Annotated in this window: 12 protein-coding genes; 9 read left to right on the plus strand and 3 right to left on the minus strand. The window is 70.7% G+C overall.

Annotated elements, in window-relative coordinates; all coding sequences use genetic code 11:
- Positions 1–4: 4 nt before the first annotated feature.
- Positions 5–1,384 carry a class II fumarate hydratase gene (locus E6G06_12935; protein TML90111.1) on the minus strand — a complete coding sequence of 460 codons (1,380 nt, stop codon included), beginning with the start codon at positions 1,382–1,384 and terminating at the stop codon, positions 5–7.
- A gap of 242 nt (positions 1,385–1,626) precedes the next feature.
- Between E6G06_12935 and E6G06_12940 the strand changes: the two genes are divergently transcribed.
- From E6G06_12940 to E6G06_12980, 9 genes are all read left to right on the plus strand, one after another.
- Positions 1,627–2,712, plus strand: coding sequence for a hypothetical protein (locus E6G06_12940; GenBank protein TML90112.1), 1,086 nt, complete (start codon positions 1,627–1,629; stop codon positions 2,710–2,712).
- 15 nt (positions 2,713–2,727) lie between these two features.
- Positions 2,728–3,678 carry a zinc-binding dehydrogenase gene (locus E6G06_12945; protein ID TML90113.1) on the plus strand — a complete coding sequence of 317 codons (951 nt, stop codon included), beginning with the start codon at positions 2,728–2,730 and terminating at the stop codon, positions 3,676–3,678.
- The gene (locus tag E6G06_12950; GenBank protein TML90114.1) at positions 3,678–4,175 is read left to right on the plus strand and encodes a TIGR00725 family protein; all 498 of its coding nucleotides are present in this window, start codon (positions 3,678–3,680) and stop codon (positions 4,173–4,175) included. Before E6G06_12945 ends, E6G06_12950 begins: the two co-directional genes overlap by 1 nt.
- 39 nt (positions 4,176–4,214) lie before the next feature.
- The gene (locus tag E6G06_12955; GenBank protein TML90115.1) at positions 4,215–5,792 is read left to right on the plus strand and encodes a hypothetical protein; all 1,578 of its coding nucleotides are present in this window, start codon (positions 4,215–4,217) and stop codon (positions 5,790–5,792) included.
- The gene (locus E6G06_12960; GenBank protein TML90116.1) at positions 5,789–6,913 is read left to right on the plus strand and encodes a hypothetical protein; all 1,125 of its coding nucleotides are present in this window, start codon (positions 5,789–5,791) and stop codon (positions 6,911–6,913) included. The genes E6G06_12955 and E6G06_12960 overlap by 4 nt, the downstream gene beginning before the upstream one ends.
- A 70-nt stretch (positions 6,914–6,983) precedes the next feature.
- On the plus strand, positions 6,984–8,540 hold the full coding sequence (locus E6G06_12965; GenBank protein TML90117.1) for an NAD(P)/FAD-dependent oxidoreductase: 1,557 nt from the start codon (positions 6,984–6,986) through the stop codon (positions 8,538–8,540).
- Between the two features lie 111 nt (positions 8,541–8,651).
- Complete coding sequence (locus E6G06_12970) at positions 8,652–8,846, plus strand: Flp family type IVb pilin (protein TML90118.1); 195 nt, start codon at positions 8,652–8,654, stop codon at positions 8,844–8,846.
- 235 nt (positions 8,847–9,081) lie between these two features.
- Positions 9,082–11,118: an ABC transporter permease gene (locus tag E6G06_12975; GenBank protein TML90119.1), complete on the plus strand. Its 2,037-nt coding sequence runs from the start codon at positions 9,082–9,084 to the stop codon at positions 11,116–11,118.
- Positions 11,061–11,441, plus strand: coding sequence for an FtsX-like permease family protein (locus E6G06_12980; protein TML90120.1), 381 nt, complete (start codon positions 11,061–11,063; stop codon positions 11,439–11,441). The genes E6G06_12975 and E6G06_12980 overlap by 58 nt, the downstream gene beginning before the upstream one ends.
- A 227-nt stretch (positions 11,442–11,668) precedes the next feature.
- Here E6G06_12980 and E6G06_12985 read toward each other — a convergent pair whose 3' ends face one another.
- Positions 11,669–12,004 carry a TfoX/Sxy family protein gene (locus E6G06_12985; protein ID TML90121.1) on the minus strand — a complete coding sequence of 112 codons (336 nt, stop codon included), beginning with the start codon at positions 12,002–12,004 and terminating at the stop codon, positions 11,669–11,671.
- Positions 11,994–13,079, minus strand: a complete 1,086-nt coding sequence (locus E6G06_12990; protein ID TML90122.1) for a dihydrodipicolinate reductase — start codon at positions 13,077–13,079, stop codon at positions 11,994–11,996. The genes E6G06_12985 and E6G06_12990 overlap by 11 nt, the downstream gene beginning before the upstream one ends.
- Positions 13,080–13,089: the final 10 nt, after the last annotated feature.

The following is a 13,089-nucleotide window of genomic DNA, read 5'->3' on the forward strand; positions in this document are numbered from 1 at the left end:
TCCCTCAGAGGATCCCGCCCCGAGTCATGGCCTCGACGTCGAGGGCGCGGTCGACGTCGGCCTCGCTCATCAGTCGCCGCTCGAGGACGACCTCGCGCAGCGTCTTCCCCTCGGCCATCGACTGCTTGATGACCTTGGCCGTCTCGTCGTAGCCGATGTACGGGGTGAGGGCGGCGCTGATCGACGGCGACGAGAGGGCGTGGCGCCGGCACTGCTCTTCGTTCGCCTCGATGCCCACGACGCAGCGCCGGGCGAACGCGCGCGACACCGACGCGAGGAGGCGGATCGACTCCAGCAGGTTGCGGCCCATCACCGGCAGCATGACGTTGAGCTCGAAGTTGCCCAGCGCGCCGCTGAAGCCCATCGCCGCGTCGTTGCCGATTACCTGCGCCGCCACCTGACACACGGCCTCGGGGATGACGGGGTTGACCTTTCCCGGCATGATCGAGCTGCCCGGTTGCAAATCAGGGATCCGGATCTCGCCGAGCCCCGTGCGCGGTCCGCTGCCCATCCAACGCAGGTCGTTCGCGATCTTGACGAGCGACACCGCGATCGTCCGCAACGCGCCCGACGTCTCGACGAGCGCGTCGCGCGCGCCCTGCGCCTCGAAGTGGTCGCGCGCTTCGGTGAGCGGCAGCTCGAGCTTCTGAGCGAGCGCCTTGATGACGCCGCGCGCGAACGTCTTCGGCGCGTTGAGGCCGGTGCCGACGGCGGTTCCGCCGAGAGGCAGCTCGCCGAGGCGAGGGAGGCACGCGTTCACGCGCTCGATGCCGTGCTCGACCGCGGCGGCGTAGCCGCCGAACTCCTGGCCCAGGGTGACGGGCGTGGCGTCCATCAGGTGAGTACGCCCCGACTTGACCACCGACTTGAACTGCCGCTGCTTCTTTCGCAGCGCGCGCGCCAGCTCGTCGAGCGCGGGCAGAAGGTCGACGAGCACCGCTTGGGTCGCGGCGACGTGGATCGCAGACGGAAACACGTCGTTCGACGATTGCGACGCGTTGACATCGTCGTTCGGGTGCACGCGCCTGCCGAGCGCGACGGACGCCATGTTCGCGAGCACCTCGTTCGTGTTCATGTTCGAAGACGTGCCCGATCCCGTCTGGAAGACGTCGATCGGGAAGTGGTCGTCCCACGCGCCTGTCGCGACCTCGTCGGCCGCGTCCGCGATGGCCCGCGCCACGTCGCGGTCGACGATCTTCAACCGGGCGTTCACGAGCGCGGCGGCTCCCTTGATCTGCGCCAGCGCCGCGATCAGGCCCCGCTCGATGCGCAGGCCGGAGATGGGGAAGTTCTCGACTGCACGCTGCGTCTGCGCGCCCCAGCGCGCGTCGGCCGGCACCTTCACCTCGCCCATCGAGTCGTGCTCGATCCTGTACTCAGTCATCGCGGGCGACGGTAGCGCAGGGTCCCCCGCGTGCGACTCACGCGGCGCTAGGTTGCGGCTCGCGGAGTAGTTCGGTAGGGTCCGGCTGTCCAGATCGCGCAGCTTGTGTTTGTCGCGCGCCCGGCTGAGCGGTCTTGAACGGGCTCAACAGCCACTGAGGTTCAACACACCAGTGAGGCTCAACAGCCACTGAGACTCAACAGCCATTGGGAACCGAGAACCCCATCGGGATGTGAGGCCGCATGACCCCACGGCACCGACGGCGGCTCGGCGTACTCGTCGGGATCGCTCTTCTGTCATCGCCGTTCCTGGCGACGGCCGGATCGGCGACCCCCCTCGGCGACAAGCAGGCGGAAGCGGCTCGCCTGGCCGCGCAAATCGACGCGCAGGGCGCGCGACTGAGCGCGCTCGACGAGCAGTACAACCGCGCCGTCCTCAAGGTGCAGGGGAGCGCCGATGCACTCGCGGCGGCGGAGCGCGACATCACGTCCGCCAACGATCGCTTCGCGAAGGCGCGCGTCCGACTGGCCCGTCACGCGGTCGCCGCGTACGTGCACGGCGGTGCGACGTCGATGGTCGAGCAACTCGCCCAGAGCGACGGGGCCGATCTCACGTTGCGCAACCAGTACATCGAGACCGCGGCCGCCGACGAGCGCAACGCCATCGACTCGCTCAAGGCTTCACGCGAAGACCTCGGTCGCCTGCGCGAACGTCTCGTCGCGGCCCGCAAGGCCGCCGACGACGCCGTGGCCAAGGTCGCGGCCGACCGCCAGCGGATCCAGGATGCCAACGACGCGCTCGACCGTACCTACCGTCGCGTCACCGGCGAGGTGGCACAGCTCGTCGCGGCGGAGCAGGCGCGGCGCGACGCCGAGGCCCGCCGGCGCGCGCAAGCCGCGGTGAGCGCGCGACAGGCGCAGACGACCACGCACGGCTCACGATCGTCGGCGCCTCCCGTGTCGAGGCCGGCGCCGCCGCAGGGAAAGGGCGCGGGTCAGGCGGTCGCGGTCGCGCGCGCCCAGATCGGGAAGCCGTACCGCTGGGGCGCCTCGGGGCCCGACAGCTTCGACTGCTCCGGCCTCACGATGTACGCGTGGCGGGCGGCCGGCGTGTCACTGCCGCACTCGACCTACGCGCAATGGGCGGCGACGGCGCACATCTCGCAATCCGACCTCCAGCCGGGCGACCTCGTGTTCTTCAGCGGCCTGAACCACATGGCGATCTACTCGGGCGGCGGGATGATGATCGAGGCGCCGCACACCGGGCTGAACGTGCGAGAGGTCCCGCTCCGCACGGGCGACTTCTACGGCGCCAGCCGACCCGGTTAGAACGCGGACCCGCGCGTGCACGCGGTGACGATCGTCGACGGGAAGCTCCTCTGGCGCGAGCATCCCGACCCCTCCCCCGGCACCGGTGAGCTGCTCGTCGCCGTGCACGCGGCGGGCCTCAACGGGGCCGACATGCTCCAGCGTCACGGGCTCTACCCGCCGCCACCCGGAGTCCCCGCGGACGCGCCCGGCCTCGAGCTGGCAGGCGAGGTCGTGGCCGTCGGCCCCGGCGTGCAGCGCTTCCGCGTCGGCGACCGGGTGATGGCGGTGGTGGGCGGTGGTGGCCAGGCCGAGCTCGCCGTGGTGCACGAGCGCACCGCCTTGCCGGTGCCCGACGGCGTCTCCTGGGAAGCGGCGGGCGGCTTCCCCGAGGTCTTCACCACCGCCCACGACGCGCTGTTCAGCCAGTGCGGGCTGGCGATGGGCGAGCGGGCCCTCGTGCACGGCGCCGCCGGAGGCGTGGGTACCGCCGGGGTGCAGCTCGCGGTGGCGGCCGCCGCCCAGGTCACTGCGACGGTGCGCAACCCCGACCGGCGCGAAGCCGTCGCCGCGTTCGGCGCCACCGTCGTGGCACCCGACGGCCTCGAGGGGCACGGTCCCTTCGACGTCATCCTCGAGCTCGTGGGGGCGCCGAACATGGCGGCCAACCTCGAGGCGCTCGCGCTCGGCGGGCGCATCGCGGTGATCGGGGTCGGCTCGGGCGCAGTGGCCGAGATCAACCTCCACACCCTGATGGAGAGGCGGGGACGCATCCACGGGTCCACCCTGCGCCCCCGGCCGCTCGAGCAGAAGGCCGACGCGGCCCGCAAGGTCGAGGCGCACGTGCTGCCCCTCCTCGCGGCGGGCCGGGTCACCGTGCCCATCGCGGCGACGTTCCCGATGCCGGAGGCGGAGGCCGCGTACGACCACTTCGCCGCGGGCGGCAAGCTCGGCAACGTCGTGTTGGTGGCAGCCGGAGCTCGGTGATGGCAGGCCGCATCCACCTGGCCGTCGTGGGCGGGAGCGAGGCTGACGACGCCACGTGCCGGCGGGCCGAGGCCGTGGGCGAGGCGCTGGCCCGGCGGGGCGCGCTGCTCGTGTGCGGCGGGCTCGGCGGCGTGATGGAAGCTGCATGCCGCGGCGCGCGGGCGGCGGGCGGCACGACCCTCGGCATCCTGCCCGGCACGGATCGACGGGCCGCCAACCCGTTCGTCGACGTCGTGGTGCCCACCGGCATGGGGGAGGCGCGGAACGCGCTCGTGGTGCTCTGCGCCGACGCGTTGGTGGCCGTGGGAGGCGAGTTCGGGACGCTGTCCGAGATCGCGCTCGCCCTGCGAAGCGGCAAGCCGGCGGTCGGCCTCGACACCTGGGAGCTGCGGCGCAACGGCCGCGCCGTCGATGCCATCGTGCCCGCCACCAGCCCCGAGCAGGCCGTCGAGCTGGCCCTCGGCCTCGCCGCCGCGTCCCGCGACGACACCGTCTGATCCTGACCGGGCCGTCGACGCTCGATTACGGTCGAGCCGATGGATGTGGCCGACGTGCGTACTGGCCGGCGGCCGCCTCGAGCGTCAGTGGTGCCGTCCCCCCGCCACACCCCCCGCCGCCCGCGGCGCCCGCTGATCGGCGCCGCCATCGCCGCCGCCGTCCTCCTCGGTGTCGCGCTGCGGTTCTGGACCACGTCCGACCTCTGGCTCGACGAGGCCCTCACCGTGAACATCGCCCGCCTCCCGCTGGGCGACATCGGGGGGGCGCTCCGCCACGACGGCGCCCCGCCGCTCTACTACTACCTGCTCCACCTCTGGATCCAGCGCTTCGGCGAAGGCGACGTCGCGGTGCGGTCGCTCTCCGCGGTGTTCGGCATCGCCACGCTGCCGGTGATGTGGCTGGCGGCCCGCCGGATGGCGGGCCGGGCGGTGGCGTGGACCGCCTTGGTCTTCCTGGCCACCTCGCCGTTCGGCATCCGCTACGGCACCGAAGCGCGCATGTACACGCTCGTCACCCTGCTCACGGTGCTGGGGTACCTGGCCCTCATGTCGGTGCTGGAGTCACCGACGCCGTTGCGCCTCCTCGGCCTGGCCCTGGTCACCGGCAGCCTCCTGCTCACCCACTACTGGGCGATCTACCTCGCGGTCGCCACCGCACTGCCGCTCCTCTTCCTCGCGTGGCGGGGCCGGAAGCCGCACAACGCCCGCATCGCGCTCGTCGCCATGGCCGCGGGCTCGCTCCTCTTCGTCCCGTGGGTGCCGACCTTCCTCAGCCAGCTCCACCACACGGGGACCCCGTGGGCCAAGCCCGCGACGTTCCAGGCCATGGTCAACGCGATCAGCGAGTTCGCCGGTGGCGTCGGCGATCCGGGCCGGGGCCTGGCGGTGGTGATCCTGGTGGTCGCCGGGCTCGCGGTGTTCGGACGCCCGATCGACGGCCGTCGCATCGAGCTGGACCTCCGCACCCAGCCGCGCGGCCGGGGTCTGGCCTTCGTGATCGCCGCGACCCTGATCATCGCCATCGCGGTGGGGTTGGTGAACGGCAGCGGCTACGCGCCTCGGTACGCGGCCGTGGTGTTCGGCCTCTTCGTGCTGCTCATCGCGCTCGGCACCACCGTGTTCGTGGACCCGCGGGTGCGCTACGGCGTGATCGCGGTCGGGGTGGGGTTGGGCCTGGCCGCGGGGTTGACCAACATCACGGACCAGCGCACCCAGGCCGGCGATCTCGCCACCGCCATCGTCGCCCGGGCGCGACCAGGCGACGTCGTCGGCTACTGCCCCGACCAGCTCGGGCCCGGGGTGAGCCGCCTCCTCCCCGCCACGTACGTGCAGCTCACGTACCCGCGCGCCGAGCCGCCTGCCATCGTCGACTGGGTCGACTACGAGAAGCGGGTGAAGGCCGCTGACCCGGTCGCGTTCGCCAACCTGCTCGACACCCGGGCGGGCCCGGGTCACAACGTCTTCCTCGTGTGGTCCGGCACCTACCGCACCCACGTGGGCATATGCGAGCAGATCGTCGTTCGGCTGTCCGCACTGCGGCCCGCCACCCGCGTGGTCCAGGCCCGTCCCGAGGAGTTCTTCGAGAGCGCGGAGCTGTACCGGTTCCAGTCGCGGTGAGCCTCGCCGACCGGCGGGGCGACGGCGCGCTGACCGCGGTCCTCCCGGGATGGATCACCGCCCGCCTGCTCGTGGGGGGCGCGCTGGCGCTGTCCCGTTTCCTCGTCGACGAGCTGCACCCGGCCGCGGCGGGCGCCGCGGCCAGGGCCCACCAGGGGCTGCTGGCATGGGACGCCTCCTGGTACGCGCGCATCGCCGAGCACGGGTACGCGCCACTGCCCGACGAGAGCATCCGGTTCTTCCCCCTCATCCCCGTCCTCACCCGCGGGCTCGCGGACGTCACGCCGTTCGACGAGCGCGCCGCGCTGGTCGTCGTCGCCAACGCGTCGGCTCTCGCACTGGGGCTGCTTCTGTACCGGCTGGTGCGTCTCGAGACCGGTGACGCCGCGCTCGCTCGGCGCTCGGTGTGGCTCATGGCGCTCGCACCGCCGGCGTACGTCTTCGTGATGGGTTACACCGAGGCCACCGCGAGCGTGCTGGCGGTAGCGACGTTCCTCGCACTGCGCACCCGGCGTTGGGGGTGGGCGGCGCTGGCCGGCGCGCTGGCCGGCCTGGCCCGGCCCGTCGGCGTCCTGCTCGTCGTGCCCGCGGCCATCGAGGCCGCCCGGAGTTGGCGGGCGGTCAGACCGCGGGAGCGCTTCCGGCGTCTGGTCGCGCTGGTCGCGCCCGCCGCGGGAGCGGGCGTCTACCTGGGCTGGGTGCAGCTGCACTTCGGCGACTGGCTCCTGCCCTTGCGGATCCAGCGGCGCCACAACCTGCGCGGCTCGTTCGCCAATCCGATCACCACCCTCGACCACGCGACGCGAGGGCTGCTGGACGGCCACGAGGTGGGCACCGGGTTGCACGTGCCGTGGGCGGTCCTGCTCGCCGTCGGGGTGGTCATCAGCCTCCGGCGCTGGCCCCTGTCGTACGGCGCGTTCGCGGCCGCCATGCTGGCGGCCGGGATCAGCTCGAGCAACCTCGACTCCCTCGAGCGCTACGCGCTCAGCGCGTTCCCGTTCGTGCTGGTGGCGGCCGGCCTTCTGAGGCGCGAGTGGCTCGAGCGAGGCGTATTGGTGCTGAGCGGCGGCGCCATGGTCGGCTACGCCGTGCTCGTCTTCCTCAGCGCGGCCGTCCCGTGAGGCCGGGTAAGGTGGGGTGGCGTGTCAGCGCCACGGCCGACGGGGGACGTGCCGGGTACAAGGAGATCGCATGCCTTCGACGAACGCGGTTTCGACCGACTCGACGCACGAGGACGACGAGCCGTCGACGCACGACGTGGTCATCATCGGGGCGGGCCCCGCGGGCCTGACCGCCGCCTATGAGCTGAGCAAGCGGGGAGAGGCCTCGACCGTCATCGAGGCCGACACGGTCGTCGGCGGCATCAGCCGCTCGGCCGAGCGAGACGGCTGGCGCTTCGACATCGGAGGCCATCGCTTCTTCACCAAGGTCGCCGACGTGGAGCGCGTCTGGCACGAGATCCTGCCTCCGGAGGACTTCCTGCTCCGGCCGCGGATGAGCCGCATCTACTACAACGGCAAGTTCTTCGACTATCCCCTCCGCGCGGTGAACGCGCTCCGAGGCCTCGGCGTCATCGAGGCGACGCGCTGCGTCCTGTCCTACATGTGGGCGCGCATCCGCCCACCCAAGGACCGGGAAAGCTTCGAGGGCTGGACCGTCTCGCGGTTCGGCTGGCGCCTGTACCGCACGTTCTTCAAGACCTACACCGAGAAGGTGTGGGGGGTGCCCGCTACCGAGATCAAGGCGGACTGGGCGGCCCAACGCATCAAGAACCTCTCGCTGTCCAAGGCCGTTTTGAACGCCATCCTCCCGAAGCGCAACCAGAAGGACATCACCAGCCTCATCGAGGAGTTCGAGTATCCCAAGTACGGCCCCGGGATGATGTGGGAGCGCTGCCGCGACATCGTCGAGGCGCGCGGCACCAAGGTCCTGATGAGCAGCCGCGTGGTGGCGGTGCACCACGAGAACGGTCGGGCGGTCGCCGTCACCGCGGAGACCGACGGAGTGCCCACCCGCTACGCGTGCACCGAGGTCGTGTCGTCGATGCCGATCGGCGGTTTGCTCCGGGCCATGGACCCGCCCGTCCCCGAGCACGTGCGGGCGGCGGCCGACGGCCTCAGCTACCGCGACTTCCTGACGATCGCGCTGGTCGTGCCCGAGGAGGCGGGGTTCCCCGACAACTGGATCTACGTCCACTCACCCGACGTGGCCCTTGGCCGCATCCAGAACTTCGGCTCGTGGTCGCCCTACCTCGTCAAAGAGGGACGCACGTGCCTCGGGCTCGAGTACTTCGTCTTCGAGGGCGATCACCTCTGGGTCATGCCCGACGACCAGCTGGTCGCGCTGGGCGCGCGCGAGCTGCAGACGATCGGCTTGATCGAGCCCGGACAGGTCGAGGCCGGCTACGTCGTGCGCATGCCGAAGGCCTATCCGATGTACGACGACACCTATGCCGCCAATGTCCAGATGCTGCGCACCTGGCTGGCCGAAAACGCCCCCAACGTGTGGCCCGTCGGCCGCAACGGGATGCACAAGTACAACAACCAGGATCACTCGATGTACACCGCCATGCTCACCGTCGAGAACATCATGGGTGCAGACCACGACATCTGGTCGGTGAACGTCGAGGCCGAGTACCACGAGCAGAAGGCGGCCGAGGGGCCCGAGAACGCCGGCACCGGCCGAGACGCGCCCGTGCTCTCCCGCGATGTCGTCGACGCCGCCCGCGAGGCGCGCAAGCCCCTCTGACGGATCGCGCGTCTCTCGGAGAGCCGATCGCCACTGACGGCCGGCCGTCGCCGACTTCGCCCGTTCGTCCCAGTGCTGACGGCCTCAGAGAAGTCAACGGAGGAGAGACGCATGGACCTGCTTGCCGCTTGGCACTACCTGCAAGCGAAGTTCAGCGGAACCGAAGACGAGCGAGGCGCGAGCCTCGTCGAGTATGCCCTCCTCGTCGCGCTCATCGCCGTCGTGTGTATCGCCGCCATCACGCTCTTGGGGAACAACGCGTCGACCAAGTTCAGCGACGTGGGCGGTTCGATCGGGGCTAGCTGACCGAGCACACATCCGGTGTGTGAGCAGGGGCGCTACCTACCTAGCGCCCCTAGCTTCCACTGCTGGCGCATCCCTGCGGCGCGCGTAGAGACATCCCGGCCTGTCGCTCGTCGGGCCTGGCCGAGCATGATCTGCGGCCGAACGCTCGCGAGCCCGAAGCCACAAGGTTGCTGCTTGTGTAGCCGAGCGCGAGCATGCGCGGAAGGCTTCCCAACGAAGTCGGTCGAGGGTGCGAATGGGCGCTGTGTCGATGCGTGTGCGCTCCGAGCTGCGCACTCGATGGCGGGCACTGGTCGGTCTCGCCCTGCTCATCGGTGTCGTGAGCGGCGCCGCGATCGGGGCGGCGGCGGGCGCTCGGCGCACCGACTCGGCATACCCGCGGTTCCTCGCAAGGTATGGCGCCTTCCAGGCCCAAGTGAGCACCGGAGGCAACACGCGGACCGACGAGATCTTCGATGAGATCGCCAACCTGCCCCAAGTCGTAGGGACCTCCCGCTCGAGTCTGTTCGTCGCGACCCTGACCGCTCGCGGCCACAAGGTGTCGTTCCCGGACGTCCTCGTCCTCGCGGACCACGATTCCAGAAGCATCCGGTCCACGGAGGTGAAGGTCGTCCGAGGCCGGCTGCCCGATCCGACGGCGGTCGACGAGGCGGTGGCTGGGTACGCGTTTGCCGAACGCCTCGGGCTGCGACCGGGCGACCCGATGACCGTCTCAGTTGCGCGCCCGGAGGAAAGCAGCGGGTCCGGAGGTGCGGGCCAGGTCGAGACGCAGGCGGTGCGCCTGGTCGGCGTGGTGGCGGCGGTGGGCAGCTTCGAGACGCTCACCGGCCGTGGATATCCGAACGTGGTCGGTCTGACGCCGGCGTTCTTCGGTGTCCATCGGCGAGCGGCGAAGACGGACGAGGACAGCCTGTCGGTCGCACTTCGGCACGGAGAGGCCGACCTTCCCGCGTTCGCTGAAGAAGTCCGCAGGCGCAAGTTCCCGCTCGACGGACCGCCCCAGGTCGCGTCGGCCTTCACCGCCGACGTGCAGGCCGTGAACCGCGTACCGATGGTCACGCTCTGGGCCGCATCCGGGCTCCTGGCGCTCGCTGCGCTCGCGATCCTTGGGCAGGCGCTGTCCCGCGAGACACTCGCCAGCGGCGAGGACTACCCCGTCCTGCGCGCGCTCGGCATGTCGCGTGGGGCGCTCATCGCGGTCTCGATGGTCAAGGTGATGCTCATCGCCTGTGGTGGAGCAGTGGTTGCGCTCGCCGTGGCGCTCCTCGTCTCGCCGCTCATGCCCCTCGGCTTGGCCCGCATCGCGGAGCCCGACCCCGGCATCGCCGTCGACTGGCTGGTACTCGGGGTGGGCGCCGCTTCCGTCGTGCTCCTCGTTTCGTCGACGGGAATGATTCCCGCCTGGCGAAGTGCGCGTCGGGCCGACAGGGTTGGAGCCCGTCGCGGACCCGACCGGCCGTCGGGCGTCACAAGTGCGATCGCACGCGCGGGTATGCCGGCGTCGATGACCTCCGGGGTGAGGCTCGCGACGAGCGCCACCAGCCCTACGGAGCCGGTGCCCACCCGCTCAGCATTTCTCGGGGCAACGTTGGCCATCGCCGCGGTGACCGCCGCGCTCGTGTTCGCGTCCAGCCTGGAGCACCTCGTGCGCGAGCCGCATCTCTTCGGCTATTCCTGGGACGCAGCCGTCGCGGCCGAGCCTCCCAGCTTGGATGACATTGCGCGCGCGCTGCCGCGCGAACTTGTCGCCGATACCTGGAAGGGAACATTCTTCGCAGGCGTCCGCGTCGAGGACCTCCTGCTCGACGCGTTCGTGAGCGATGGTCCGCCAGCCTCCATCATCCAGGGCCGCGCCCCCAGGGCGTCGAACGAGGTCGCCCTCGACCCCAGGACGCTCGGTCAACTGGACAAAGGGGTAGGCGACACGGTGTCCGTGGCCGATGCCCCGCAGCAGGGCGAAGGACCTGCTGCCAAAGGCGCAGCCCGGCGAATGCGCGTCGTCGGCTCCTTTGCCGTCCCCCGCCTGCCCTTCCAGTCGAACGAGAATGCCGCACAGGGCGCCGCGCTCACCCCCGGCGGGTTGTCATCGGTTTCCGGTGACGCCGCGTTCGCCGCCGTCTTCGTCCGTTTCCGCCCCGGGGTGGACCCGATCGACGGCGTGCAGCGGCTCAAGGAGGCAACGGGGTCACAAGCGTTCGCCGTGCGCCGTGGTTTCTGGGAGGCGTCTTGGGGTTACTCGCGGTGGGGACGCTCGCCCACGCGCTGTTCCTGACGATCCGACGCCGCCGGCGAGATCTCGCAATCTTGAAGACCCTTGGGTTCGTCGGCGCGCAGCTACGAGCGGCAGTCGCCTGGCTGACAGTTGCCATCGTCGCGCCCGCGCTCCTGTTCGGCGTCCCACTAGGAATTGCCCTCGGGCGGTTGGGCTGGCGCGCGTTCGCCCGCTACCTGGCCGTTGTGCCGGAGCCGATCGCGCCCGCCTTGGGCACGCTGATCATTGTCGTGGCGGTGGGGGCGGTCACGAGCATCATCGCGGCCGCGCCCGCGCACATGGCCACCCATGTTCGGCCCGCGCACTTCCTCAGGACCGAGTGAGGAGGGGATCCCGGATCTCCGATCCGGAGCTCGGCGCGGTCGCGTTCCGTACGCGTTCCAAGTCGCGGGCCGCGTGTACGACCCCCACTACACGCTGAAGGACCGCGACGCGACCTACCTGCCGAAGGCCACGAGGGTGTCCGTCGTCCGCTTCAGTCCTCGCTTCCGCCTGGCGGCCACGCGCGCCGATCGCCACTGACGGCCGCGCGAGGACGGCCGACCGTCGGTCACCGCTTGGCCGGCAGGGACCGCGCATACGTGGTCCCCAAGGTGATCCACCTCAGCAGTTGACGCTTGGTACGAACGTCATCCGAGTCGACTCGCAGCCAGCCTTGCATCTCTCGCCCGCGCATCTCCATGGGACGGGCGTTGGTCGTCGTCACGAGCCGGTTGGACTTTGCGGGATCCACGCGGACCAACAGGCCGCCCTGACCGCTCGCAGCCACCGCCATGTTGCCTCCGATGAGGAAGGCGAGCCCGCCGAACATCTTCTTCTCGGTCACGCCCGACTCACCGGCCAGCCCCTCACGTATCCGATCCGCGAGCTCTGCGTCATACGCCATAGGGCGATCGTATGGTGCCCACTCCGGGGATCAAGGGCAGGTCGAGCGGGGTGACCCAACCCGGCGGCAGGTCGTTGACCGCGGGGACGGCGTTGAGCGCACGGAGTCCCGTCGCCAGACAGCCGGCGGTCGCCGCGTCCCGACCGCTGCCATCAGTGAACCGGAAGGCGGTCTCCTGGGTGATCGACGGTGTCCCCTCGATCTCGACCCGGTAGACGTCGTCCTGGGTGCCGCGGGGCCAGTCGGGCGCAGTGCCGGCGCCGACGCGGTTCACGTGCTCGAGCTGTATGCGGGTCTCGCCCCGGTAGACGCCGTCGATCGTGAAGTTGATCGCAGCCACCTCACCCGGGTGGATCACCCCCTTGGCCGTCTTGATCTCCTCGTCGGTGATCCACTTGTCCCACGTGGTGGTGATCTCGTCGAGCCGGATGCCGACGGCGTGCGCCATCATCGGCACCGTCGCACCCCACGCCATGGTGAGGATGTCGGGGTGCTCGAGCATCGCCGGGAACTCCGGTGGACGTCCGATGCCCATCTCGTTCTCGTAGTCACCCTCGTAGTTGCTGTAGTCGAGGATCTCGAGGGCGCGGACAACGCGCACCTCGGCGCAGAGGCCCATGAGCGTCATGGGGAAGAGGTCGTTGGCGAAGCCGGGGTCGATCCCGGTCGTGAAGCACGACGACCCACCCTCCTCGCAGGCTTCGGTGATCGGGACGACCCAGTCCGGCGGGTTGAGCGTCATCGCCGGCCACACCCAGGGCGTCATCGCCGTCGAGCACACGTCGATGCCCGCCCGGAGGAAGGCGCCGATGTCGCGGATGTTGTCGAGCGCGTGCGCCGCCGTCGGTCCGTAGTGGACGAGGGCATCGGGCGCGAGCGCGATGAGGGCGTCGAGGTCGTCCGTGGCGGCGAGCCCGGTGGGAGCGCGGCCACAGAGCTCGCCGACATCCTTCCCCACCTTCTCCGGATTGCTGACGCCGACTCCGACGAGCTCGAACATCGGGTGCGAAAGGATCTCCGGGATCACGAGCCTTCCCACGAAGCCGGTACCCCAGACCGCGACTCTCTTGGTCATCTGCGTCCTC

It is taken from the genome of Actinomycetota bacterium (genome assembly GCA_005888325.1).
In the GTDB taxonomy this organism is placed as follows: Bacteria; Actinomycetota; Acidimicrobiia; order Acidimicrobiales; family AC-14; genus AC-14.